General features: G+C 65.7%; 22 protein-coding genes. 7 read left to right on the top strand and 15 right to left on the bottom strand.

From position 1 onward, the window contains the following. Positions 1 to 153: 153 nt before the first annotated feature. Positions 154 to 2,505 (top strand): energy transducer TonB, encoded by a 2,352-nt coding sequence (locus tag DB354_RS08620; protein ID WP_107835053.1) that lies wholly within the window; start codon positions 154 to 156, stop codon positions 2,503 to 2,505. 248 nt (positions 2,506 to 2,753) lie between these two features. Here the strand turns inward: DB354_RS08620 and DB354_RS08615 are convergent, their stop codons facing one another. Beyond that, positions 2,754 to 5,222 (bottom strand): glycoside hydrolase family 3 N-terminal domain-containing protein, encoded by a 2,469-nt coding sequence (locus DB354_RS08615; RefSeq protein ID WP_107835052.1) that lies wholly within the window; start codon positions 5,220 to 5,222, stop codon positions 2,754 to 2,756. A 176-nt stretch (positions 5,223 to 5,398) separates the two neighbouring features. Here DB354_RS08615 and DB354_RS08610 point away from each other — a divergent pair, with 176 nt between their 5' ends. Continuing rightward, positions 5,399 to 6,793 (top strand): DUF1343 domain-containing protein, encoded by a 1,395-nt coding sequence (locus tag DB354_RS08610; protein WP_107835051.1) that lies wholly within the window; start codon positions 5,399 to 5,401, stop codon positions 6,791 to 6,793. A 266-nt stretch (positions 6,794 to 7,059) separates the two neighbouring features. Here DB354_RS08610 and DB354_RS08605 read toward each other — a convergent pair whose 3' ends face one another. From DB354_RS08605 to DB354_RS08580, 7 genes are all read right to left on the bottom strand, one after another. Continuing rightward, a complete protein-coding gene (locus DB354_RS08605) occupies positions 7,060 to 7,695 on the bottom strand; it encodes a sigma-70 family RNA polymerase sigma factor (RefSeq protein WP_158277444.1) in 636 nt (211 codons plus the stop codon). Between the two features lie 2 nt (positions 7,696 to 7,697). Next, a complete protein-coding gene (locus tag DB354_RS22275; protein WP_158277443.1) occupies positions 7,698 to 8,156 on the bottom strand; it encodes a hypothetical protein in 459 nt (152 codons plus the stop codon). Beyond that, on the bottom strand, positions 8,153 to 8,509 hold the full coding sequence (locus tag DB354_RS08600) for a hypothetical protein (protein WP_107835049.1): 357 nt from the start codon (positions 8,507 to 8,509) through the stop codon (positions 8,153 to 8,155). Before DB354_RS08600 ends, DB354_RS22275 begins: the two co-directional genes overlap by 4 nt. Positions 8,510 to 8,634: 125 nt before the next feature. Then, on the bottom strand, positions 8,635 to 9,396 hold the full coding sequence (locus DB354_RS08595; RefSeq protein ID WP_107835048.1) for a TonB family protein: 762 nt from the start codon (positions 9,394 to 9,396) through the stop codon (positions 8,635 to 8,637). 314 nt (positions 9,397 to 9,710) lie between these two features. Further along, entirely contained in the window at positions 9,711 to 10,190 is a 480-nt protein-coding gene (locus DB354_RS08590) for a YbaY family lipoprotein (RefSeq protein WP_107835047.1), read from the bottom strand. A 75-nt stretch (positions 10,191 to 10,265) separates the two neighbouring features. Further along, the gene (locus DB354_RS08585; protein WP_107835046.1) at positions 10,266 to 10,511 is read right to left on the bottom strand and encodes a hypothetical protein; all 246 of its coding nucleotides are present in this window, start codon (positions 10,509 to 10,511) and stop codon (positions 10,266 to 10,268) included. Between the two features lie 142 nt (positions 10,512 to 10,653). Further along, a complete protein-coding gene (locus DB354_RS08580; RefSeq protein WP_233256593.1) occupies positions 10,654 to 11,598 on the bottom strand; it encodes an MBL fold metallo-hydrolase in 945 nt (314 codons plus the stop codon). 694 nt (positions 11,599 to 12,292) lie between these two features. On the opposite strand from DB354_RS08580, the gene DB354_RS08575 reads away from it, so the two are divergent. The 3 genes from DB354_RS08575 to DB354_RS08565 all read left to right on the top strand — a co-directional run bounded on the left by DB354_RS08575 (position 12,293) and on the right by DB354_RS08565 (position 14,866). After that, positions 12,293 to 12,880 (top strand): sigma-70 family RNA polymerase sigma factor, encoded by a 588-nt coding sequence (locus tag DB354_RS08575; RefSeq protein ID WP_158277442.1) that lies wholly within the window; start codon positions 12,293 to 12,295, stop codon positions 12,878 to 12,880. 34 nt (positions 12,881 to 12,914) lie between these two features. Beyond that, positions 12,915 to 13,778 (top strand): HEAT repeat domain-containing protein, encoded by an 864-nt coding sequence (locus DB354_RS08570; RefSeq protein ID WP_107835043.1) that lies wholly within the window; start codon positions 12,915 to 12,917, stop codon positions 13,776 to 13,778. Positions 13,779 to 13,840: 62 nt separating this feature from the next. Next, complete coding sequence (locus DB354_RS08565) at positions 13,841 to 14,866, top strand: DUF4097 family beta strand repeat-containing protein (protein ID WP_107835042.1); 1,026 nt, start codon at positions 13,841 to 13,843, stop codon at positions 14,864 to 14,866. 807 nt (positions 14,867 to 15,673) lie between these two features. On the opposite strand, the gene DB354_RS08560 is transcribed toward DB354_RS08565, so the two are convergent. Then, complete coding sequence (locus DB354_RS08560; RefSeq protein WP_107835041.1) at positions 15,674 to 16,066, bottom strand: TonB family protein; 393 nt, start codon at positions 16,064 to 16,066, stop codon at positions 15,674 to 15,676. 918 nt (positions 16,067 to 16,984) lie between these two features. Between DB354_RS08560 and DB354_RS08555 the strand changes: the two genes are divergently transcribed. Next, positions 16,985 to 18,157, top strand: a complete 1,173-nt coding sequence (locus tag DB354_RS08555) for a fatty acid desaturase (protein ID WP_199226814.1) — start codon at positions 16,985 to 16,987, stop codon at positions 18,155 to 18,157. A 431-nt stretch (positions 18,158 to 18,588) separates the two neighbouring features. Here DB354_RS08555 and DB354_RS08550 read toward each other — a convergent pair whose 3' ends face one another. The 6 genes from DB354_RS08550 to DB354_RS08525 form a co-directional block, all read right to left on the bottom strand. Continuing rightward, complete coding sequence (locus DB354_RS08550; RefSeq protein WP_146180161.1) at positions 18,589 to 18,876, bottom strand: hypothetical protein; 288 nt, start codon at positions 18,874 to 18,876, stop codon at positions 18,589 to 18,591. 619 nt (positions 18,877 to 19,495) lie between these two features. After that, positions 19,496 to 20,749: an RHS repeat-associated core domain-containing protein gene (locus DB354_RS08545; protein WP_233256592.1), complete on the bottom strand. Its 1,254-nt coding sequence runs from the start codon at positions 20,747 to 20,749 to the stop codon at positions 19,496 to 19,498. A gap of 605 nt (positions 20,750 to 21,354) precedes the next feature. Then, positions 21,355 to 22,191 (bottom strand): hypothetical protein, encoded by an 837-nt coding sequence (locus DB354_RS08540; RefSeq protein WP_107835038.1) that lies wholly within the window; start codon positions 22,189 to 22,191, stop codon positions 21,355 to 21,357. An 889-nt stretch (positions 22,192 to 23,080) separates the two neighbouring features. Beyond that, entirely contained in the window at positions 23,081 to 23,650 is a 570-nt protein-coding gene (locus DB354_RS08535; protein ID WP_107835037.1) for a hypothetical protein, read from the bottom strand. Then, complete coding sequence (locus DB354_RS08530) at positions 23,647 to 23,826, bottom strand: hypothetical protein (protein ID WP_146180160.1); 180 nt, start codon at positions 23,824 to 23,826, stop codon at positions 23,647 to 23,649. The genes DB354_RS08535 and DB354_RS08530 overlap by 4 nt, the downstream gene beginning before the upstream one ends. Before the next feature lie 201 nt (positions 23,827 to 24,027). After that, entirely contained in the window at positions 24,028 to 25,005 is a 978-nt protein-coding gene (locus DB354_RS08525; RefSeq protein WP_107835035.1) for a transposase, read from the bottom strand. A 192-nt stretch (positions 25,006 to 25,197) separates the two neighbouring features. On the opposite strand from DB354_RS08525, the gene DB354_RS08520 reads away from it, so the two are divergent. Then, positions 25,198 to 25,462 (top strand): DUF4372 domain-containing protein (locus DB354_RS08520; protein WP_146180159.1); only part of this gene is annotated, 265 nt, incomplete at its 3' end.

Genomic DNA, 25,462 nt, shown 5'->3' with positions numbered 1-25,462 from the left:
CCCGTCGGGCGAGCCCAAAATCCGCGGCGAGCTTCGTCGATCTGTGTGATTGGCCTTCGGCCAAGCCTGGCACCTCGCATGATTTCGCGATCCCCGCGGGAAAAACGCGGTTGAAAACCGCCCCGCAACGGGCGTTCAGTCGCGGCTTCCAGCATGCCACCTCCTGCGCGCCCCTTTCCGCCCGTTGGTCTCCTTCGCCGCGGCCTTGTCCTGTTCGCCGTCGTCGCCGCGTCCTTCGCCGCCCGCGCCGCGGAGACGTGGATCGTGGGTCAGAGCCAGCATTTCCAGATGTACAGCTCCGCACCCGAGAAGGAGTCGCGCGAGCTCTTGACCGCGCTCGAGCAGTTCCGCGCGAACTTCCTGCAGGTCTTCCCGCTCCGCGGCGCGAGCGAGCCGCGGACCACCATCGTGCTCTTCAGCCGCGACCGGGACTTCCGCCCGTACAAGCCGTTATACGAGGGCAAACCCAAGGACGTCGCCGGCTACTTTCTGAACCACCCGGACGAAGTCACCATCGCGCTCACGTCGGACTTTCCCGAGGGCGGCACCGATCCGCGCGAGGTGATCTACCACGAGTACGTGCACCTGCTGCTGCACGTGCGCGACGCGCGCTATCCACTCTGGCTCGATGAGGGCTTGGCCGAGGTGTTTTCGACGTTCGCCATCGAGGACGGCAAGGTTGCCTACGGCCAGCCCAAGCCGCCTCACGTGGCCCTGCTCCAGAACGAGCGACTGCTGCCGTTGGAGAAGCTCTTCGCCGTCACGCACGATTCCCCCGAGTACAGCGAGAGCGAACGCGTGGGCATGTTCTATGCCGAGTCGTGGGGCCTCACCCACTTTCTGCTGTTTGGCGCTGACCAGACGAAAGCCGCGAAACTCGGCGTCTTCCTTGAGCGGCTCGCCGAACGCGCCCCCGCCGCCGCCAGCTTCCGCGAAGTGTTCGGCGCCGATCTCGCCGCCCAGGAACTGGCGCTGCGCCAGTACTTCCGCGGCGGCGACTACTTCCAGCGCGGCAAGCCTGCCGTCGCCCAGAACTTCACGGTCTCCTTCCGACCCGTCTCCGACGTCGAACGGGACGCCGCGCTGTTGAGCCTGCGCTGGCGCATTCACCACGACGATGCGGCCGCAGCCGCCGCGCTCGCGCTCCTCGAACGCGATCCGGGCCTCGCCCGTCCGCACGAGTTGCTCGCCGCCATCGCGGCGCAGGCCGGAGAAAGCGCCTCCGCCCTTGAACATTGGCGTCTCGCCGCGGACCGCGGCAGCGAAAACGCCTGGGTGTACATCCAACTGCTCCGGGATTCCCTGAACGCCTTCGGCGGCGCCGCCATGCTCGATGTCCGCCTGCCCGAGGACCGGATCGAGCAGCTGCGCAAGTGGACCCGCCAGGCAGTGACCCTGAGTCCCGACAACACCGAGGCCGTCGAACTCGCGCTGCTCGTGGAAGCGCTCGCGCCCAAGATCGACGCGCGGCTCGTCAACCGGCTGCAGCCGCGAACGGTGAAGCTGCGCGATCCCGGCGCGGCGCTGCTGGCGTTGGCGATCATTCACTGGCGCGGCGGCCATTCTCCGAGCGCGCGCAAAATCCTCGACTTGGTTGCCGCCCAGGAGCGCGCCGACCTGCGCACCCGCGGCGCGGCCAACGCGCTGCGTACCCGCCTCGAGCCGGAGCCGGCACCCGCAGGCGCGACCAACGTCGCCCAGGGCACCGCCGCGCCCGATAAGCCCTCCGGCCAAGACAAGGCCGCCGTGGCCGAGAAGTCCGCCGATGGGCCGCGCCTGGCGATCCAGAGCGCCCGCGTCAGCCCGGCGGAAAGTTACCTGGAACAGCTTCTCGACGAGCGGCGGACCACCGCGCCGTGGCACCAGCTGCCGCCCATCGTCGCCCGCCTGGGCGATCGGACAGAGGCGAACGCCTGGCTGCACGCCCGGGAACTGCGGCAGCGCGCAGGCCAGGGCGACACCGATGCAATGTTTGAACTCGCGGTCGCCCACGCCTGCGGCAACGGCGCGGAGTTGTCGCCCAAACTGGCGCGCGAGTGGCTGCAGGCCGCTTTCAACCGCGGCCATCCCCTGGCCAAGGCCGGCGTGGACCCCAGCACGCTCGAGCCCGAGATGGTGGCTCAGTATTTGCGCAGCCAGAAGACCGCCCTGGCCGCCGACCGCCTCCCGCCGCTGAAGTCGGAGTTGCAGCGCAAGATCGACGCCGCCGCGGGCGCCGCCGACCGCCGTGACCCGGTCATCCTCTACCAACCCATCCCGCGGTATCCCGAAGAGCTGCGGCTGGCCGGCGCGGGCGGGAAATCGCTCGTGCGCTTCATCATCCGGGCGGATGGACTTCCCGACATGGTCAAGTCCGCCCAGTTCACCGACGCCGCCACGGCCGCCGCCGCCGAGGAATGCGTTCGCCGCATGGTATTCCTGCCCACGATCCGCGACGGGAAGCCGATCTTTACCGCCGTCGAAATCTCCATCGTCTTCGACCGCGAAGCCTCGACGAAGTCGTAGGCGCCGGACTCACGCGGGACCCGAGGCGCACCGCCGTTGCGGGCGCTCGGGCCGGCCGGCCGCGCAAAGGCGCCTGCGCCCGCGTCCTCCCGGGAGCGCCCACCCGGGCCTCACGCACGCAAATCCGCCACGGAAGGATACTATTCTTATGTAGTAATTCGCGGTTACTACCTTTGAGGCGTACTCCGCCCGACACGCCTCCGGTCGTTGCTACGTGAGCGGCCGAGGCGGGTCCTGAAACCGCGCGCTCAGCGCGGATCGAGGCGCGGATCCTTGACCGGCCGCTCCTCCGGCACCGAGCCGTCCGGCGCGGTGACCAGGAAGGTGCCGTGCACGTGCGCCTGCGCCGAGGAGGCGCCGAGCATCACGGTGAAACGGCCCGGCTCCACCGTCCACCGGTGGCTCGTGTCGTACAGCGCCATGTCGGCCGCCCCGAGCTTCAGCGTCACGCGCTTCGTCTCGCCGGGCGCCAGGTGCACCCGCGTGAAGCCCCGCAACTGCCAGTCGAACGTCGCCACGCTGGTGTAGTCGTCGCGCAGGTACAGCTGCACGACTTCGTCGCCGGCGAGCTTGCCGGTGTTGGTGATGTCGCACGACACCTCGACCGTCGCCCCCGGCAGGATCCGCTCCGGCGTGATCTGCAGGTTGGCGTAGCTGAAGGTCGTGTAGCTGAGGCCATGGCCAAAGGGATACAGCGGCCCGAAGACCTGGCCGCGATCGCGCGCCTGCGAGCCGGGATGCGCCGGGAAGTTGAACGGGATCTGGCCGACGCTCTGCGGGAACGTGATCGGCAGCCGGCCGCTCGGGTTGTAGTCGCCGAAGAGGATGTCCGCGAGCGCCACGCTGCCGCGCTCGCCCGGAAACCAGAGTTCCACGATGGCGGGCACGTGCTTCGCCGCCCAGTTCACCGAGAGCGGACGACCGTTGGTGAGCACGAGTACGACCGGCTTGCCGGTCGCGTGCAGCGCGCGCAGCAGGTCGTCCTGGTGGCCCGGCAGATCCAGGCTGATCCGGCTGGCCGACTCCTGGGAGAGAATCTCGTTCTCGCCCAGCACGGCGACGATCACATCCACGTCGGCCGCGGCCTTCACTGCCGCCTCGATGTCCGCCCGCTCGGCCGCCGTCGGCGGCTCGCGGTACACATCGCTCTCCGGGAATCGATCGTCGACCAGCTCGCAGCCTTTGGCAAAGCGCACGTCGACGCCGGCGCCGAGCTTGACGCGGATCGCCGCAAGCGGGGTGACGAACTCGATCCGCTGCGGGCCGTAGCGGGACCACCAGCCATGCCCGTTGTCCGCCATCGGCCCGGCGACGAGCACGCGCTTCAGGTCCTTGCGCAACGGCAGGACGTCGTTGGCGTTCTTCAGCAGCACGATCGACTCATGCGCCGCCCGCTCCGCTGCCGCCAGATGGGCCGGCGCGCGCACCTGTTGCTCGGCCTGCGCGGGGCTCGGGACATACGGCCGGTCGAACAGCCCGAGCCAGTACTTCACGCGCAGGATGTCGCGCACGCGGGAATCGATGGTCGCCTGCGCCAGGCGGCCGCTCCGGACCAGCTCGCGCAAGGGTTCGCCGTACGCCTGCGGCGGGGTGAAATGCGTCCGGATGTTGAGCCCGGCCTCGACCGACTGCCGGATGGCCTCGATCGGCGTGCCGGCGACGCGGTGCTTCTGGTGAATGAACTCCACCGCCGCGCTGTCGGAGACCACGTACCCCTTGAAGCCGTACTCCTTGCGCAGGATGTCGGTCAGAAAAAGTGAGCTGCCCTCGATCGGCACGCCGTCGTAATCATTGTACGACGCCATGACGCCCAGCGCGCCCGCCTCCTGGATCGCGCGACGGAACGGCGTGAGAAACACCATCTGCACCTCGCGCCAGGTGACCTGCGGATCGGTGCGCGCCTCGCCGTCGCGGCCGCCCTTCGGCACGCTGTAAACCGCGAAGTGCTTCAGCGTGGAGACCACGTTCTGCTCCTGGATGCCGCGCACCTGTTCGATCCCGAGCTCGCTGACGAGATAGGGATCCTCGCCGTACGTCTCCGTCGTCCGGCCCCAGCGCGGGTCGCGCGCGAGATCGAGGATGGGTGAATACACGTTGGTGTAACCGAGCGCCCGCGCCTCGCGGCCCGTGGCCCGGCCAATCTCACGCACCAGCTCCCGATCGAACGCCGCCGCCACGCCGAGTTGGGCGGGGAAGCTCGTCGCCTGCGTGTGCAACAGGCCGCGGATGCCTTCGTTGGTGAAGTCGACCGGGATACCGAGGCGGGTCCGCTCGACGAAAAACCGCTGCACCTCGTTGATGGCGCGCGCGTGCAGCGAGTACGGCATGTCGTGCTTCGGGCGCTTCAGGTCGTTGTTGAAGCCCGTGCACCCGTTCATGTGCTCGTCGATGTTGCCGATGCCGTCCTTCCAGAAGGACGTTGCCCACTCGGGCGTGGGCAACTCGTCCTGCACCACGCGGGGGAAACCGTAGAGCGTCACCATCTGGGCGGTCTTCTCCTCGAGCGACATGCGCGCGAGCAGGTCGTCGATCCGGCGGTCGACCGGGAGCGCGGCGTCCTCGTAGGGATCCTTCACGCCGTTCTTGTTCAGATCGTTCCAACCGTCGTGGTAGATCGCGGCCGGAGCCGTGCGATTGACGAAGTCCTCCGCGGAAGGCACGGCGGCGATGGCAGACCCTCCCAGCAGCAGCGAAATTGCGAGGTAGCGAGGCAACATGCCGCCACGTTGCGCGCCGGCTGCAGCCAAGCCAAACCCGAATCTCTCCCTCGAACTGGGGATGCGGCCCGGAAGCGGCGGCGGGCGGGGTCCTCCTTGCGGTCCGAAACTGTCGCCCACGCGGCGCCCAACTTGGGCCTTGGAACTTGGTCCGCGGCCCTACATCTCTCGCTCCAATGCGCGGCGCGATCTTCCCGCTTTCACTCCAGAAGCTCTTCCCCCTCCTTGCCCCCCTGCTCGCCCTGGCGGGCTGCAGCGCCAGCCAGCCCCCCACGCGGCCGGCCCCGACCGCCCCCGCCGCCCCCCTGTTTCGCTCCGCGTTGCCCGAACCCCGACCCGCCGGCGCTCGCGCGCCCGCGATCATGCTCGGCATCGATGTGCTGGAGGCCGACGGCTTTGCCGCCGTGAAGGGCAAGCGCATCGGCCTGCTCACCCACCCCGCCGGCGTCAACCGGCGCGGCGTCAGCACGGTCGACGTCCTCCGCCGTGCCCCCGGCGTGCAACTCGTCGCCCTCTACGGTCCCGAGCATGGCATCTACGGCGACGCCCCCGCCGAGGTGAAGGTGCCCAACAGCATCGACAAGCGCACCGGCCTGCCGGTGTATTCGGTTTACGGACAGTTCCGCCGCCCGACCAAGGAAATGCTCAAGGGCATCAACGCCCTGGTCATCGACCTGCAGGATATCGGCACCCGCAGCTACACGTTCACCAGCGCCATGAAGTGGGCGATGGAGGCCTGCTTCGAGAATGGCGTCGAAGTCATCGTGCTCGACCGCCCCAACCCGCTCGGCGGCCTCAAGGTCGACGGTCCGCCGCTCGATGCCGAGCTCGCCGTGAACAACTACGTGGGCGCGTTTCGCGTGCCGTACGTCCACGGGCTCACCATTGGGGAACTGGCGCGCATGGCCAAGGACCTGCGCCCGCCGGGCGGCCTCGCGATCTCCGACGCCGCCCGCGCACGCGGCAAGCTCACCGTGATTCCAATGCGTGGCTGGCGGCGCTCGATGCGCTGGCCGGAAACCGGTCTCACCTGGGTCCCAACCTCCGCCCGCATCCAGGATTTCGCCGCCGTCCAGGGCTATCCGATGGTGGGGCTGGGCACCTATTTTCACCCGGCCGTGAAGTTCGACCTCGGTTTCCGCCATGGCGTGGGCACGACCTACGATTTCCGCGGCATCGCCCACGTGTCGGTGAAGAGCGACGTGCTCGAGCGCGAACTGCGGGCGCTCTCGATCCCCGGCCTGCAGTTCCGCCGCGTGAGCGCGCCGGATCGCAACGGTCGGCCCGGCACCGGCGTATACGTCGAGATCACCGACTATGACGCGTGGCGGCCAACCGAGCTGAACTTCTATCTCATGAAGCTCGCCTGCAAATTCGACCCCCGGAACCCGTTCGCGCTCTGGCCCGGTCGCGATTTCAGCGGCTTCCTCCGCCACCTCGGTTCGCAGGAATTCCTCGCCGCCATCCGCCGCGACGGCGCCCGCATCGACGTCGACAGTTGGGTCCGCCGCTGGCACGAGCAGGCCCTCGCCTACCAGCAGGCCAGCAAGAAGTACTGGCTGTATCGGTAGCCGGAAGCCGGAGGCCAGAAGCCGGAAGCCTGGGGGCCAGATGTCAGAGGTCCCTCCTAAAACCGTACCCTGAAGCGCTCGGGCGCGCTGAAACCTCAGAGCACGCGTGGAGCCATGCCGGACGTGGCAGCGTTGCTGCCGCTCAGGAAAAATTCGTGTCCATGAGTGTCCATTCGTGGTTACCCCAACTGCATCCGTCTCCCCATTACGTTCGGGTAACGCTCCGTTTCAGCCTTCCGCCTTCGTTCTTTCAGCCTTCCCCTTCCTCAGCCCTTCAGCCCTTCCGCGTTCAGCCCTTCGGCCTTCAGCCCTTCAGCCTTCGCTTCGACGGTCTCGCCGAAAAAGGGATTCAGCCGCTCGCGCAACTGCTGCCGTGCGCGATAGAGGCGCGTCTCCACCCCGCGTTCGGAGCAACCGACGATCGCGCCGATCTCACGATAGCTCAGGTGCTCGTAGTGGTGCAGGAGAATGACGGTGCGCTGGTCGTGCGGCAGTTGGTCGATGGCCGCACGCAACACCGCGCCGGCTTCGTCCCGCTCCAGGGCGCGATCGGGGGAGGCCCCGGCCGCCGGCGTTTCGCCGGTGGGCGTCGGCGACGGCGCGTCCAGGCTCACCTCGCGGTGCCGCGTCCGCCAGCGGTAGCGGTTGTGGCAAAGGTTCGAGAGCGTGGTGAACAGCCAGGCCGAGAGGTTGGTGTCCGGCCGCAGCCGCGCGCGCGCCTGGTGCAGGCGCACGAAGGTTTCGACCACGAGATCCTCCGCGTCGGCATTGTTCCGCAGGTAGCGCCAGGCAAAGGCGAACAGCGGTCGCTGCGCTTCGGCGACGAGCGCATCGAAAGCCGCTTCTTCGCCTGCCTGGATCGCTTCCAGCCGGCCGGCGACGGTGAAGGATTCCGCGTTCAAGGCTATTGCGGCAGGGTTGCGCCCGTGCCGCTGAAGGCCGGGCCCAGGAGACCGAGGTACCGCTCGCGTTGCGTGCTGGTCATGGTGTCGCTCGTGGCGGCGACGAGCTGGCGGGTGATCGCGAGGCACTCGCGGTCGATCGCGCGGCGCTGCTCCACGAAGCGGGCGAACTCCAGGAAATCCACGCGGCCCGCCGTGACGCGCTGGCGCTCAAACGCCGCGTACTCGTCGCGCATCTGCGTGACCTGCGCGGCGAGCGCGAGCAGGCGGGGGCTCGACGCCTCGTGAATCGCCCGCACCCGGGCGTACTGCGCATCGGTGAGCTTCAGCTCGGTGCGGATCCACGCGAGCTGGCAGTCGAGTTCGCCGCGGTTGCACGGGCGGTGCGACGCGTACCAGGAGAGGTGCGCGATCAGGCCGGCGACCAGGCCGGCCACGAGAATGGTGAGCGTGCGGCTCATGGCGTGGCCTTGGCGGCCGGGTTGGTCGTCGCGGCGGGAGCCGTGGGCTGGGCGTCGAGCAGCGGGTCGATCAGCTGCACGTAACTGCGGGCGATCTGGGCGCCGTAGGCGGCATGCAGCCGCGACACGCGTGCCTCGGCCAGGAAGAGCCCGAGCAGCACGCACGCGGCCACGAAGGTGATCGCAAACGACGGCTGCGCGAACGCCCGGTCGAGCCGGGTCAGCCACGAGCCGCGATGCGAAGGCGTGGCACGCGCAATCTCGCGACGAATCTCCGCCCGCAGGTCGGGCACGAGATGCGCGGGGGGGTGCCAGCGGTCCAGCAGGTCATCGAGGGGATCGCGAGAGGACATAGGAAAAGCGCCAGGGGAAGGCGCGGCGGGGAACATAACCCCGGTGAAACGAAAAGCCCTTCAAAAGAAGGAGCAGCCCGACCGGGGGCGGGCTGCTCTGGCTGCAACACCCAAACGAACGGAGCTCAGCCGTTGGAGGCCGTGGCCGCGGGGGCCGGCGTCGGCGGGCGGAAGTTGAACACCTGCGACGCCCGCACCAGCACCCGGCGGCCGCGGCAGGTCGGCGGCTCGAACTTCCAGTCGCGCATCGCCATGATCGCGGCAGCGCCGAGTTCCGCATCCTCCGTGGAATCCACGCTCGGCAGCCGGACCTTGCCGTCCTCATCGATGTAAAAGGACACCGTGACGCTGCGCGCCAGCGTCGCCTTCGCGAAGTTCTCCGGGATGCCCGGCGACGGCGCCGCGATCGGCGTCGGAATGCGATCGAGCTCCTTCAGCGCGCGCGGCCGGTATGGCTCCTTGCCCTCGAGGATGGAGAACAAGCGGACGTTCAGCGTCTCCGACGGCGTCAGCGAGACGACCACGGTGCCTTCAACCTGGAAGACGACGGACACCTCGGTCGCGGTGGCAATCGGCTGGCCCCGGTACCGGGCAGCCTCGAACTTCCAGCGGCGCAGCGCCCCCATCGTCACGCGGGCAAACTCGGAATGCGTGTAGGCCACGGCGAGGCAGTCTTCGAGTTTGCCATCGGTCCCGACGCTGAAGGCGATGCGAACCTCGCCCTCCCGCACGCCCAGTTGGATCAGGTCGTGGGGAAACACCGGCAGCTCGGTGCTCGTGACGCGCAGGGGAACAAAGTTGGGGGCGGACGCCGGGACCTGCGCCGACACCGGAAGAACGGCGAGCGCCAGGGCAAGGAGGCTCAGGGTGGGGATTGGGCTTTTCATGGTGAAATTCGGTTCACCGCCCTTAACCCCGCCACGAACCGAATCCCTTCACCCACCCCCTTGGGGTGTCGCCGTCATCCTCTTTCGCTTACTCCTACTCTTTCTCCCCGCGTTGAGGGATTGAGGGAATGGCGCCCTTTTCATATCCGCCGGCATCGTTCTCGTTCTCGTTCTCGTTCTCGTTCTCGTTCTCGTTCTCGTTCTCGTTCTCGTTCTCGGCCGGTCGCCGGCAGCGACCGGCCTCCGGGGGAGAAAGAGGAAGAGTAGGAGTAAGAGAAAGAAGCAGGCCCTTACGCGCCCGCCCTCAAATTCCCTCAGCGCACGGCTTCGATCCAGACCGTCTGCGGCCGGGCGACGGTCTCCAGCGTGACGACCTGTGATTCGAAAGTGCGGAAACGCATGCGGCCGCCCCAGGAAAGCCGCGCCTCGATGTTCAACCCATGACGCAGCTCGGCGTCGCTCGCGCGAAACTCGAGGCGGAACGGCGCCGGCATGCTCGTCGGCACCGGGATGTCCTGCTCGGCGACGATCTGCTCGGGCTGCGCGCGGCTGCCGCGCTCGCCGATCACGAGATCGGGCGCAGCCTGCGCGGGCGCGGCGGTGACGTTGGCCGGCGCCACGAGGCGCACGGTGAGCTTCGCATCGGCAGGCGGCATGAGGTCCATGCGCACGTTCACGGTGCCGGTCACAACCCGGTTTGGATCGCCCTCCCGCGCGTGCTCAAGATGGCCGCAACCCGCGAGCGCGAGCACGAGCCCGGAGGCCGCGACGAGTGAAAGTGGGGCGAATTTCATGGGGAAGAAGGATGGCCCGGCTGGACGGGACGGCGCGCGAGCGGCGAGCCGAGGCCGGAGGCGCCGACCGGCGGCTTACTTGTCCTTGCCACCGCTGCTGCGCCGGCCGCCCTTGCCGCCGCCCGCGGTCAGGATCGCGCCGCCGAGCAGGCCGATGGCGAACATGCCGAAAAAGAGCAGCGCCGCCGAGGCGTGCACGGGCTTCGTCTTCGTCGCGACCGGGAAGTTGAAGTCGATCAGGTGCGTGTTGTTCATGCCCACGTAGAGCATGGCGAAAAGGATCGCGAGAATGGCGAACGTCTTGAGTACGACCTTGAGCATGAAAGTGGCTGGTTGAGGGCGGAGGGCGTAATCGGCGCCCCCGCCTCCGGCAAATGCAATCCAGAGGTTTTCGCTGGCGCGAAAACCTAAGTGGCTGGAATTAAATGATTAAAGAGCGCGGAATCTCAGTATGTCGCAGAACTCAGCTCTTCTTGGTGAGTTCGTCGTAGGCGGCGGCGAGATTGGTGCCGAAGCGCCGCGCGCCGTCGAAGTCGGTGAAACCGGGGAGCGCCGGCAGCGCGATGATGTCGGCGCGCGACTTGCCGGCCGCGATCTCCTTTTCGACGTGGGCGAGCACCGCAGTCCAGTAATCGCGCATGACGAGCAGGTCGTCGCGCTTGCCGACGATGTCGAACTTCGCGTTGCCGTGACCGAAGACGTAGATCGCGTCCGCCGGATAGGTCCGCACCGCCTCCTCCAGCACCGTGATCCAGTGGCGCGCACTCGCGCCCGCCGCGGGATCGATGACCGGGTACATGCGGTTGAAGACCAAGTCGCCCATGTGGACGACGTTGGCCTTCTCAAACATCACGATCGCGTCGCCGCTGGTATGCGCCGCGCCATGGTACTGCGCGCTGACGACCTCGTCGCCGAGGTCGCGCCGCCAGAAGTCGCCGAAGGTCGTGTCGGCGTACACCTGCTGCTCAAGCCGGTTCGTGCTGCCGGCCTTCTGGTCCTTCTCCGCGCGTTGCGCCGCCTCGAACTGCAGCTTCGGCACGTTCTTGTGCGCCACGATCGTGCGCGAGACGGCCTTGAAGGCCCGGTTGCCGCCGGTGTGGTCCGCATGATGATGCGTGTTGAGCACGACATCGATCTGGCGGTCGCCCCGCCCGGGTAGGCCCGCGATACAGAGCGCCGCCGTATCCGGAAACTGCGTATCCACCACCGCGAGCGCATCCTTCCCCGCGAGCCAGGCAATCGTGCCGCCGCGCCCGGTGAACACGCCGACGTTGCGCCGCAACGGCCGGAAGGCCGTGAACCCCGCGGCGGGAGCCGCCGGCGTGGCCGGAGCGGCCGGAGCCGCGGCCGGGTTGCTGGACTGGCCCAACAGACTCGAGCGGGCAACGAGCCCCGCGGCGGCTAGCATCGAAGCGTTCCGGAGAAAATCGCGGCGATTCATGCCGCGGACCGTAACCCATTCACCCCGTGCGTCCACCGAGGAATCGCACCTCCTCCGTTTTCGCTGCGCCGCGGCCGCGCCCATCGGGAGAAAGAGGAAGAGTAGGAGCAAAAGAAAGATCCCGATCAGCAGAGCACAATGCCCCGATCCGTCTCACAGGAGGAAACAGAGGCAAGGGAGGTTTCATACAGGGAGCAACAGCCCCCTAAATATCAGTCTCCGTTGCCTCCCTTTCCTCCTGTAAAATGCCTTGGACTATATTCGCGACCTACCCACATCGCTCCCGCCTCCCACTTTCCCTTTTACTCCGCAGGTCACCCACACTCCGCGGCCCACGCGCGGCCCATCTTCACCCTCACTCCGCACAGGTCACCCTTAGCCCTCCGTTCACTCCGGGCCACTTTCACCCTCACTCTCACTTTCACTCCGAAGGCCACTCTCACTTTCACCCTCACTTTCACTTTCTGGGTAACCTTTCTGCCGGCGGCCGGTTCTCCCCGACAACACCGTCCCATGTTCCCTTCCCGCCGTGCTCGCCGAACTCGCCAATCCCGCTCCTCCGCCGCGCTCCGCCGTGGCGCGTTCTGAGTCCGCCGCCGGGTCCGTGAATCGCCTCGCCCCCATGCCTGCCGCCATGGTTAATCGCGCCACTCCTCCCACCGTGGCTGCCGCGTCAGAACTACGCTCAGATCATGCCCTCATGCTCGCGGTTCGCGACGGCGAACTCGACGCGCTCGGCGAACTCTTCGAGCGGCATCACCGCCCGCTCTTCGGCTTCCTGTACAAACTCACGTCCGACCGCTCCGCCGCCGAGGACATCACCCAGGTCGTCTTCCAGCGCATGCTGAAGTACCGGCACACGTACCGCGACGACGGCAGCTTCACCGCCTGGATGTACCACCTCGCGCGCCGCTGCGCCGCCGACCACTTCCGCCGCAGCAGCCAGGCCCCGCACGCCACCGACCCCGCCGGCCTCGCCGAGCACGCCGACGACCGTCCCCACGCCGGCCAGCACGCAGCCTCCCGCGACGACCACGCCCTCCTGCGCACCGCCTTGAGCCGGCTCGAACACGACGATCGCGAGGTTCTCCTGCTCGCACGCTTCCAGGAGCTCTCCTTTGCCGAAGTCGCCGACATCCTCGGCTGTTCCGTCGGTGCCGCCAAGGTCCGCGCCCACCGCGCCCTCCACGCGCTCCGCGACATCTACTTCCGCCTCCAAAACCCGTCCCGGGCCTCCTCCCTCGAATGAGCCGCCGGGCCATCCCGCTCCCTCCCTTTTCGCCATGAACTGCCAACGCGCCCGCCAGAGCTTCGCCGAGCTCCTCGATTCGCGCCCCGCCGCCCCCCGCGATGCGGAGTCCGCCGCCGAGATCGACGCCGTCCGCGCCCACCTGGCCAACTGCCCCGACTGCCAGCGCGAGTTCGCCTCGCTGTCGCAGACCCTCGCCGCCCTCGACGCCCTGCCCACTCCCGCCCCCTCGTCCCAGTTGCGCCGCGATTTTTACGCCCTGCTGGAGGAGGAGAAAAACTCCGCCGCCAGCATCCGCGCCTCCGCCGATCGCGAGAAACGCCAGCACCGCGCCGCCCTCTGGCGCCTCGTCCTCGCGCCCCTCGGCGCCGCCGCCTTCCTTGCCATCGGGTTCATCGCCGGCACCCGCGTCGCCCCCCCGGCCCAGGCTCCGGCCACGCTCGTGGCTGACGCCGCCACCCGGCGCGAACTCCAGGACCTCCGTGCCAAGGTCGACCGCATGGAATCGATGAACCAGCTCGTCGCCGCCTCCTTCCAGCAGCAGCAGCGGCCCGCCAGCGAACGCTTCCACGGCGTCCTCACCTCGACCAGCACCCGCGAGCCGCAGGACCGCGTCGTCGACGAGCTCATCACCTCCCTCGCGCTCGACTCCAGCGTCAACGTCCGGCTCCGCGCCCTCGAGGCGCTCTTCCCCTACGCCAACCAGGAGGTCGTCCGCGCCGGCGTCCTCGCCTCCCTCACCCGCGAGCCCAACCCGGTCGTCCAGGTTTCCATGATCGATTTCCTCGCGTCGGCCCGCGATCGCGAGGCCAAGCCCACCCTCGAAAAACTCGCCGTCAACGAGCTCACGCACACCGACGTGCGCGAAGCCGCCCGCCGCGCGCTCACCCAGCTCTGATCCTTTACGCACCACGGACCCGATACCCGTCCGTCCCTCCAAATTCTCAACTCACCTCCCGCATGAAACTCAGCTCCCTTCCCCGCCTCCTCGGCACCAGCGCACTCCTCGCGCTTGCCGTGGTTGGCGCCCGTGCCGACGACAACAACGCCACCACCGTCAAGTTCTCGGACCCCGCCAAGCCCGGCACCCTCCGCATCAAGCTCGCCCGCGGCGATCTCAAGATCCGCGGCGCGGATACGCCCGAGGTCGTCGTCAACTCCGACGCCACCCCCCAGCAGCAGACCCGCAAGGACGGGCTCCGCGTCCTCACCGCCGCCGCCGGCTTCAACCTCAAGGAAAGCAATAACGTCATCACGCTCGACGCCGCCTCCGACGGCTGGATGGGCAGCCCTTCCGACTTCGACGTCACAGTGCCGCGCGGCACCAACGTGGTCGTCAGTAGTGGCCTCGGCGGCGACATCGACTGCCGCGGCGTCACCGGCGACATCGAGATCAAGACCATGCACGGTGAGATCAACCTGGACGATGTCCGCGGCGCCGTGCTGGTCGAAACGATGAATGGTGAGATCACGGCCAACCTCCGTGAGATCAAGCCCGGCAAGTCCGTCTCCTTCGTCTCCACCAACGGCCCGGTCGTCCTCCGCGTACCCGCCGATGCCAAGGCCAACGTCCGGCTCCGCACCCACAACGGCAGCATCCTGACCGATTTCGACGAAAAGGCCCTCGTCACCAAGGTTGAGGCGACGGCCGCCAGCCGCCGCGGCCGCTACGGCGCGCTCAACGACGAGACGCGCGAGGCGATCCGTCAGGCCGGCCGCGCCAGCGCCGAAGCAGGGCGCCGCGCCGCGGAGGCAGTGCGCGAGGCCGCCGAGGCTGCCCGCCATGGCATCAAGGAAGCCACCGGCGAGGCCGTCGACGACGACGCCACCGTGGTCCCGCCCGTGCCACCGGTGCCGCCGATGCCGCCCATCCCGGTGGTGACGGGAGGCAAACTCGTGACCGGCGTGCTGAACGGCGGCGGCCCCGAGATCAGCGTCACCACGATGAACGGCGACGTGACCGTCCGGAAACTCGAGCAAAAGTAAGCCGGCCTGCCATTCCCTCCTTCCGAGCCGGCGGTCCCGCACCGCCGGCTTTCTTGTTTTTGCCCTGCTTGCATCGCACCTCCCGACACGCGGTTGCAGGACGGGACCGCGCCAAACCCGTGCGCGGCTCCTCAGAAGCTGCTGTCAGGTGGACCATTACGAAACCTCCCGCCCTCTCCGGCATACCCTCCCGCCATCCCTATCCTACTGATTGTAAGTGACCTAACCGACTTCTCGGCCGAGGTGCCTTATACCCCGCCTGAGCCAGGATGAAATCTGTAACTCCTCTCCTGCGAATTCCGTATTCGAATTGTGGGGAAACAATCCGATCGGTTGTGTTTCCCATTCTTCGACCAACACCAAGCAAATGATCCCAGTTGTCATTGTCCTTCTGCTGTTAACCGCGCTCGTCGCCACCGAGCCTTCCTCGCCTCGAGGAGGCGGCGACGGCAGCTAGTGCCGTGGGCGCTCCTCCCTAGGGCAGCCTGCGAGTTTCAGGACCGACTACACCCTGACACTCGCCCGTGGCTCTGGGGACATGGCTCCTCAACCTCTTTCTGTTACTCTTCCTCTTTCCCTTACTCTCAAGCCGCCGCTTCACGGCGGCTTCGATTTCCGTAACACAAAAAAGCCGGGCTCAGCAGCCCGGCTTTTTTCGTGCGTCTTCCTCCACCCCCCACGTAAGCGGCCGCGCAGCGGCCGCTTGAGAAAGAGAAAGAGTACGAGAACGAGAAAGAGGTAGGGCTGAAGGCCCCGGAAAAGACACAGGGGCGCCCCCGGTGAAGGGGGCGCCCCTGGTTGATTTACTTAGTTGGAAGCGAAAGTCGCGCGCTCCGAGATCGGGTCAACAACCTTGACCGGGAGGACGACTCGCGTCGCCACCGGCTGGCCATTGCGCTCGGCAGGCTTGAACTTCCACTTCTTGACGGCGGTCGAGACGGCTTCGGCGAGCTCATCGTCCACAGTGGGGGCGATGACCAAGTCGGCCGGCTTGCCTTTCTGATCAACCGTGAACTCGACCTCGACGCTCAGGCCCGAGAACTCGCGACCGACCGTGGGAGTGACCACGGAAATCGGCACGGGAACGCCCGGATCCTTGCGGCAGTTGGCCAAGTAGGCGGCTTCCGGAACCGAGGCCGAAGCGGCGACGGCACTGAAGATGCCAAGGCTGAACAGAACGAGTTTGCTGATTGCTTTCATCGGATAAACCCCGCGGTTCGCGCGGAGAGTTTAGTTTCTTTGTGTGTTATGAGGAACACCTTGGTCGTCAGGCTGTTGCCAACCCATCGGCCTCGGTGATTGGCCGCACCGCGGAGGTCCGCGCTGCAACCAAAGCTTCAGTCTTGGGGACTCTGCCGCGCAGGAACTCGTAACCAGCACGGGATTCATTGCGCCCCACCGGAAAGCACCGGCAGACGCAGTCAAAGAACAGGGCGGAGAAAGCAGGACCTATGCCGCCGCGTCAAACAGGGATTCACCTCAGTTTTCGCTGGCGCGAAAACTGAAAAAACGGGAATCCGCATCCTAATATCTTAATCAACAGCTTCTTACTTAACGAAACGTGCGTACACGCACGTTTCGTTGCCACCTGATCTTAACACTCCGGCAGGGCGCTGTTCCGGCCGACGGCCTCCCCTAGGGGCTCGAAGGCTGGAAGAACGGGTAGAGGTCTGCCGCCGCCGGGTACGCAGGTCACCGAGGCCGAATCACTGCGGGACACTGAGGTCACGGAGGATTGAGGGAGAGGCCACGGAGGAGGATTGTCGTTGCGGAGACATGGCGGGAGTGCGCCTCGCCAGCGGCCGAGGGCTACTCTGTGACCTCTCCCACCTCCTGCGTGACCTCTGTGTCCAATCTCCCCCCTCCGCGGCCTCTGTGACCCACCCTCCTCTGCCCTCCCAACGGCGTCGCCCTCCTCCGTGACCTCCACCCGCCCCCCCTCGGTGGCCTCTGTGACCCATCCTTCCTCCGGCCTCCCAGCCCACTCCTGCACTCCGCCCCACCACTTTCACTCTCACCTTCACTTTCACTCCCCTCCTCACTCTCACTTTCACTTCCATTTTCACTCTGCCAGCCTTGCGGCGGACGCCGCCCTGCCTTCCGTGCCCGCTTTCCCATATGTCCTCCGTCCGTTCCCCGTTCCTGCGTCGCGCCGCGTCGGCCTGCGTCCAGTGGTTTGATGCCGACTATGCGCCCGACGGCGCCGACAAGATGCGCGCCGAGCCCGACCGGGTCGATTGGGTGCGCTGCATTCCCTTCATCATCCTTCACGCCGGCTGTCTCGGCGTGATCTGGGTGGGCTGGAGCCCCGTCGCGGTCTGGGCCGCGATCGCCCTCTACTTCCTGCGGATGTTCGCCGTCACCGGCATCTACCACCGCTACTTCTCTCACAAGACCTACAGCACGACCCGCGTTGGCCAGTTCCTGCTGGCGCTCTGGGGCGGCACGACCGTGCAGCGCGGCCCGCTCTGGTGGGCGTTTCACCACCGGCACCATCACCAGCACTCCGACGACCCCGAGGACGCCCACTCGCCGCACGTGCACGGGTTCTGGTGGTCGCATATCGGCTGGATCACCAGCCGGCGCAATTTCCCGACCGACTACTCCAAGGTGAAGGACCTCGCGAAGTACCCCGAGCTCGTCTGGCTCAACCGCTTCGACACCGTGGTGCCGTTCCTTTTCGCGATCGCGATCTTCGGCGTCGGCGTGCTGCTCGAGCGCGTCGCGCCGGGCCTGGGCACCAACGGCTGGCAGATGCTGGTCTGGGCGTTCTTCATCAGCACGACCGTGCTCTTCCACGGCACGTCCTGCATCAATTCGATGGCGCACCTGATGGGCCGGCGCCGGTTCAAGACGGACGACGACTCGCGCAACAGCTGGATCCTGGCGTTCATCACGCTCGGCGAAGGCTGGCACAACAACCACCACCGGTATCAGTCCGCCACGCGCAACGGGTTCTTCTGGTGGGAATTCGATCCCACCTACTACGGCCTGAAGGCGCTCTCGCTGACGCGGTTCATCTGGGGCCTGAAGCCCGTGCCGCAGTCGATCCTCGAGGAGGCGGCCCACGCCGACCACCACCGCACCGTCGCCGCCGCGCAGGCCGCGCACGCCGCCCGCGGCGAGTTCTCGTCGCTCCGCCGCGTGATGCCCGCCGCCACCGCGATCGCCGTGGCGACCGCCGCCGCCGGCCAGGTCGCCCTCCCCCGCCGCCCCGAGTCGCCGCCGCACCACCAATCGGAACCCGCAGCCCAGCCCCGCCCGGCCAACGACGTCCCGCCCCAGAACTAAACGGGCGGCCCCGTCTCTCCGCCACAGCAGCGCTTCCCCGCTCCCCCCAGGGACGGAATCTCCGGCGTCCGTCTCCGCGACCTCTGCGCCCCTCCGTGGCCTCCGTGTCCCAGTCCGAAACTCCGTGTCCCGGCTCGTCGCACCCACCGCCTGCCTGTGTCCGGCCCCGCCACTCCGTGGGCTCTGTGCCTCCTCGGTGGGCTCTGTGCCTCCTCGGTGGGCTCCGTGTCCCGCTCCGTAACCTCCCCTGTCCGGTTCCTGCCCGAACCCCGCGCGCCGCGACCTTTCGAGATAACTCGCCAGATTTGGCGTGTTACCGACGCTAACTAGCCAGATCTGGCTAGTTATCTCCGCCGGCCGACGCCTCGCCCGTCGCTGGGTTCACGCGTCCACCGCGGCCGCCGCTGCTCCGTCCAAGCTGATCATGGCGGTCAGGCTTGGAGCGTTTTGAGCATGAGCCCCAGACCCGTCGACGCGGCAGGATCCCCGAGTGCCAGCTCCAATCGACTGCCATTGAGCAGGTGCAGGACCGCCCCGCCGCCGAGAACCGGCACGTGACCGGCTCCGTTCGGCGCCGGCGCATTCATCTGCACCTCGGCGAAGATCGCCGACGCGGATACCTGCCGCTGCCGTCGCCGATTTGAAAACGTCATCGGGTGCAGCTTCGCCTGCCGGCAGAACTCCGCCTGCGTCGTCCCGCTGCGCTCGAATCGATCCACGTACTCCTGCCGCTGCTGCGGCGTGTAGCGCTGGTTCCTCGGTTCCTCCGGATTGAGCCTACGCGGTTACACGTTCGATTTCCCAAAATGGTCGATTGCCAACCAGCGGAATAGCGTCGGCCTACTTTGAAGAGCCCAGCTTCTGACACGCATTCGCCCGTTCCACGCACAGTCTGGCGATCCCTAATTGCGCGAGCCCAATCATCCCGATCACGGTGGCAAACCACCGTGTTTCGGCTTTGAAGGCCCAATAAGCTGCCAGCAAAGCGACAATGCAGTTAATGACGCATACTAGCGCACAGCAGATGAAGAAGATTCGCCGCCCGTTCGCACTCATTTACAGCCCTGTTTTTGCATCTGATTCACGGTGTCGGAAATCTTCTCCTTCGTGACGCCTTGGGTGCGTTCCATCAACTTCGCGCCTGTAGGATCGAGATACACCGCCGAACAATCAGCATTGTTAAAACTGTTCCGGCAGATGCTGCAATCAGGCTGAAACAGGCCCACCGCCAATCCCCAGCTTGAGCACTGTGATAAGCACTGCGGATGCCGAACACAACGCCGGCCCCAAACCCTAGTGCTGCGATGATGTACGGCAGAATCGCGAGCAGTTTTCTGCTCATGGCGCGCACCCTCCATCTGTCATCTGCTTCTGGATGTCTGCCGCTGTCGCATTCGCCCGGCTCGCGGTTTCCATAGCGGCTTTCGCATTGTCACGCAGTATCTCATTCGCATCGGCGCTCAGTTTGTATGCAGTTCCAGCATTGATGCTAAACTGCGCGCCCGCGAGGGCGATACCCCACGGCCCAAGCCAAGACGGCGCTGAACCTGTCCAGGCAGTGATCGCACCTTTCCCTCCGAGTAGAAAAGCATCGGTGGCTAGATTTGCGCCCGCAAATGCCCGGTCGGTGCCATTGTTGGCCGTGACCATCGCTTTTCCATCCACTACTAGGGAAATACCGCCGACGACGTATCCTGTCGTTCTAAACATTTCCGCTGCTTGGCCTCCGTTCGTCAGGTATTGCATCCCATTGGGTCCGTTGACGACTGGGCGCGTTTCATAGAACTGAACCGCACCAGCAGCAAGCGCACCGATTAAGCCGGCGGAGAGCGAAGTAGCATCATCGCTAGATAGCGCAATGCCACCAGAGTACATGCCGCCGGGAAGTACTCGCGCGGCGTTTACTGCTCCAATCTGCTGGGCCTGGCGCAGACGAGCGCGCAGCTTGTCACAGTCTGCTTTGTTTTGGACACCCTTGTTTGGAGCTACCGGAGCACTCGGCCCCAAAGGCGGAGGCTCACCCGGGCCGTATACCCCGTAGTCTGTGTTCCCTAGCTCATCATACGGCGGCCTTCTATATACATTCGGGCCAGGATCCGACGGCGGATCGTCTTGGGCCATACCCAAATAGTCCGAGCGGTTGACCGGATCGTTGGCCACAAACCCGTACAGATTCGGTCCGCCGGCGGCGCCGATGGGGTCGCGGCTGATGAACCGGCCCAGGCTCGGCGAATAATACCGCCGGCCGTAATACACCAAGCCCGACTCCTCGTCCGTGAACTTCGTCGCGTGCCGGAACGGATTGGTCGTCGCGTAGGTCCCCTCCGCGCGCATCCGCTCGCCAAACGGGCCGTATTCATAGACCGCCGCCGGGTTGCCGTCGCTGCTCATCAACGCCGCCACGTTGCCGCCGCCGTCATACGCCGGCAGATACGCCGTCGCGGTCCCGGTGTGATCGACCATCTGCACCAGCGCTCCGATCCCACCCGTCGCATTCAGCGAACTCGCCAGGTCCAGCCCCCAAACATACGTCCGTTGCAGCGCGTCGGAGGCATTCACCTCGGCGATGGATGAACTAAAGGGGACGGACATGTTAGATGCGAGGCTGCGCGGGGACCGCTGGTTGGTCCACTTGATTTCGGACATTGGAAGCTGCTAGCGCGCTTCCGCCAGAATTTTCCCGCGCTCGTCGCGCTTCGGTCGGCGCCGCTTGCCCAACGTCGGGTCCAAGCCGCGCGTCAAGACGCCCCCCGGGGACGGACATTCCTGTGTCCGTCTCCCGGTTACCTCTGTGCCCCCTCCTTGGCCTCCGTGTCCCGCTCCGAAACCGCCCCTGTCCGGTTCCTGCCCGAACCCCGCGCGCCGCGACCTTTCGAGATAACTCGCCAGATTTGGCGTGTTACCAAGGCTAACTCGCCAGATCTGGCTGGTTATCTCGGATTAGTCCGCCGGCGTCGCCCCCCTCCGCCACGCGTTCCTCACCGGATTTGGCTCGCGTCACCCCGTTCGCCACGAGCCGCGCCGACTAGGCAAACCCCAGCCCGCAGCCGTCGCACGTGCCGCCGCCGCCCGCCGCACGCGCGTCGTACCCGGCGCGCTCGCTCGAATTGCAGCGGGCCGGGAACGGGATCAGCGACCTCTCACGGAGCGAACCGCTGCTTCCGTCGCGGCGGCGCGACCGCCAGCCGCGTCGCCCCCTACTTCGTCGTCGGCGGGACTACGATGGTCGTCGTTTTGCCTGTGCCGTCGGTGACGTGCACCACGCCGGTATCAAGGTCACCGATCACTCGCGTGGCGGTTCCCGTTACAATCCGCGGGTCAGCGCCGACGCCGGCAAAGAAATCATCGGACACCTTGGACGCCGCGACATCTCCCAAGCCAATCAGGTATTTGTCCGTGAGATCCATCGCCGGGCTATCGATCGTCAACTCACCGTTCCAGTAGCATTTCACGGAAAAGAGCGCCGTGGGATCCTCGCCCGAGTCGACCGCGGCTGGTTCCTTCACTCGCGCGATCGCAACTGTCAGCGGACTGCTGAACCCGCTCAGGCGCATCTGCCGGTTCAACCAGGCGACCGCCTCTGGGTCTGAGAGGATACGCGTCGTGGCGTCCGCACCGAGGGACGATACGAGTTCCTTTGTGAGTCGAGCCGTGACGTCGCGCTCGTCGACCTGCAACACGGGAAGCACGATAGTCACGGTCTTGGCTCCGAGACTTGTGATCTGCGCCTGCTGGCCGCGGAGGTCGACCAGATAGGCCCACAGCAATTCACTCGCTTTCCGGACGTACCCCATTTCGAGCGATCCGAGTCCGAATCGGTTCGCGAAAGCGTCCTCGGTCAGAACGGCCGAACCGGTGCTCGCCTCGGCCGCAGCCGGTCGCATTCCAGTCGGCATCCTGTTCGTCGATGCCGCCCCAGTCGTAGCCGGCGGCAGCGTGTCAGCGCCAGAGTCACCGCGGCGACCGAAAGTCGCCCAAATGGCGATCGCCGCAACGAAGCCAGCCGAGATTATAATGATCTTCGCCTTCCTCATTGCCGGTTATCGATTTCGGGGAAGCCCACAAAAGGAGAAGGACATGTTCGCCACATGGGTCGCCGCCACCCCGGAAACCTCGACCAATTCGTGCCCAGCCGCAAGAGCCGGCAAAACGCCATGCCCGGGCAAATCGAGGTATCATCTTGCCAGGAACGTGCCATCGCAGTCGGCACCTCAAGACAGCTCCGCTGAATGAATCAGCCGGACAAACACATCGCCAGCGGCTAATCCCGACCTTCTTTATCTCGCCGCTCCCGGGTTCTGCGTGCCTTGCGAAATTTGAAAACGTCATCGGGTGCAGCTTCGCCTCCCGGCAGAACTCCGCCTGCGTCGTCCCGCTGCGCGCGAATCGATCCACGTACTCCTGCCGCTGCTGCGGCGTGTAGCGCTGGTTCCTCCGGATAGATGCCATCCCCCGAGTCTAGCCGGTACGAATCGCCCCGTCACCACGCCCAAGTTGAACGCTTACACATGAACCCCAACCTCGTTTCCGATAATCCGGGACGCCCGAGGCAGCTCAGACCCAGAACCGCCAGTTTATCGGCTGTTTTGGACAGCAGTGTCACCGATGACTGAATCGGCCGGACAAACACATCGCCAGCGGCTAATCCTGATCTCCTTTATCTCGTCGCTCCCGGATTTTGCGTGCCTTACGAAATGAAGCCACCAACACCAAGGATATGATGACATAGGTCGCAGCAGTGAAACTGGTGTGGCCAGTTGTTGCATACTGCACCACCCATTGTGTCACGGTAATCGCGGCAACCAGCAGGAGCGTACGTTCAACCCAGAGAGAGACTACGTTGGACTTATCGTTTCGGTCGCCGCTCTTCATTTGCGCCCATCTGTTCTTCTGTCCCGTATGCCACGAACCCAGCACAGGAGGTCACTTGGACGGAGAGACTCGCTCAAGCAGGGCGTTCACTGCAGCATCTCGCTCTCGTTCATTCGCCATCGACGTCACAAGCAGACCGCAAAGATACAGCGCGGGCTCGGCACTGCCTCGATACGAGTCGCGAACCTCACCAAAGAACCGGCCGGTGCCGATGATGTATATATTAGGCTTACCGGTAGTGATTTCCACCTCTTCAGAGAACCTCACTTCCTTCAGTGCGCTCGTGAACACCTGTTCGATACGCGCCGCCGCTCTCGTTGGAATGTCATAACTCTTTAGTCGCTCAACCGGAAACCTCTCGACACCATGGTCGCCCTCGACCGAAAGCTTGCGCCGGAACCCACTGATGCGTCCGTCGGCCCCAATTCCGATCGCGTACGAGTCCGTGTCCGCAAGCTCCGCATAGATGATAACCCGCGGCTGCCCTTCAAGGCGCAAACCGAATTGCTTCTCGATCAATGTAGATGGAGGACATTCCGCCGGCGTGGCATGCGTAGTGGGAACTCCCGCCGCCGCACCCGTCGCCGAAAGCATCGCGAAAGCAATCAATAGTACCTTCATTTTATCTTCCTGTCTCTTTTGGGTGCGAAGCCGCCGATCACGTCTGCGGCAATCAAAATGCGCCTCAGATAACCGCCCATTATCGCAACGATCCCCGCGAAGAGCAATGCGACTTGAAGCCGCTCACCACGGGCAACCGCAATCACCCAAATACCAACGCCAATCGTCGTAATCATAACGATCCACGCGCATACTATGTACACAAACCGCCTCATTCGAGCGTACAGCCGTTCTTCTTCATCTCGCTGATAACATACTCAATGTCCGACTCAGTCCCTTTCATCTCCCAGATTGTGCGGGGATCATAAGGGGTCATCCCTTACCTTTTACCTTTCTGAGCTGGAGCAGGAGTTCGGCGGCGCGGGGATCATAAGGGGTCATCCCTTACCTTTTACCTTTCTGAGCTGGAGCAGGAGTTCGGCGGCGGGGTGATCGGCGTTTCGCGCAAGCCCGACGTGCTTGCTGACGTAGAACGCCGACCCCATTTCGAGGTGCTCGGCCAGCCAACCGTTCGGCACGCCCATAGTCTGCCGCAGATGCGTCGCGATCGCGACCTTCCACGCCGCTGACTTCGAATCGCCGGGCGCACATTGGCATCCGAGCGAGCTGAGACACTGATCCAGCACGACCCGCCAGCGCAGGCTCCGCTCCTCCCGGCAGTCGGCCGCCGTCCACGCATGATGGTCTTTCGGCACCAACTGCTCGCGCAGGGCGGTTGCCTTGAACTCCTCGGTCCCCAACGCCCAACCCCGCGTCAGATTCACGTAGGCCTGGTTGCGTCCAGCCGGTCCTTCCGCCGCCTGCCACGCCATGTAGTCGGCGTAGCATCGCCAACCGGCCGGCGTGTCCGCCAAACCTCCAGCCTGCATCAAGAAATCCGCTACATCCAGATAGGCCGGACGAGCCTTCGGTCGGGCCAGAAAGCGATAGCTCCCGTGGCCGTAGTTCCCGAGCGCCTCCACCGTGATCATGCGGGCGCGCACGGGATTCAGGTGAATATAGTCACACACCTGTCCCAGGGCGGTCCCCTTCTCCACCAACAGCGCCTTGTATCGTCCCTGGAACAACTGCCCGTTCTCTCCCCGGTATCGGTTGAACCGATTCGCGTACACGCTTTGCAGCCACTGCATGCCCGCCACCAGGTTCCCCGCCGGCGTTTCGAGCGCCAGATGGAAGTGATTGCTCATGACCACCCACGCATGCAGCACCCACCCATACCGCTCCGCCGCTTCCCGCAGGCACGCCTCGAACGCGTCCCGCGCCCCCTCCTCCCGGAACACCCACGCCCGATAGTTCCCGCGATTGATCACGTGGTACACCGCCCCGGGGTACTCCACTCGCCATTTGCGCGCCATGCCTGCTCTCCGTGCCACTCTGTCTTCTCCTTATCAAGGTAAAAGGTAAGGGATGACCCCACGGCTGTCTGATTAAGGAACGTGCGCGGATTCGCAATTTACGTCGCATCAGCAATTAGCGCCGCTGAAGGCATGTCATCGATTTGAATTTTTTGGAGATGATTCCCGGGCGTTTCTCCGAAATTTGGGTTTGTGAATTCCGGAAAGACTGTTCTCGCACAGGTGCTCGCTGGACTGGGTGGAAAAGAATTCTCGCGCTGCGCCAGTCGGTATCCGCTGGATCGCGACACGCCGGCACTGTCGGCCTACGATCATTTTGCGACGATGGTCTTCGCGCAGCTCACGTACCGCGAGAGCCTGCGCGACATCGAGGCGTGCCTGACTGCGCGACGGCCGCTGCTGTATCATGCTGGGATTCGCGGCACGGTGAAGCGCTGCAATCTCGCGTATGCGAATG

Source organism: Opitutus sp. ER46 (genome assembly GCF_003054705.1).
Taxonomy (GTDB): domain Bacteria; phylum Verrucomicrobiota; class Verrucomicrobiia; order Opitutales; family Opitutaceae; genus ER46.
This window is presented reverse-complemented; position numbering and strand designations above follow the sequence as displayed.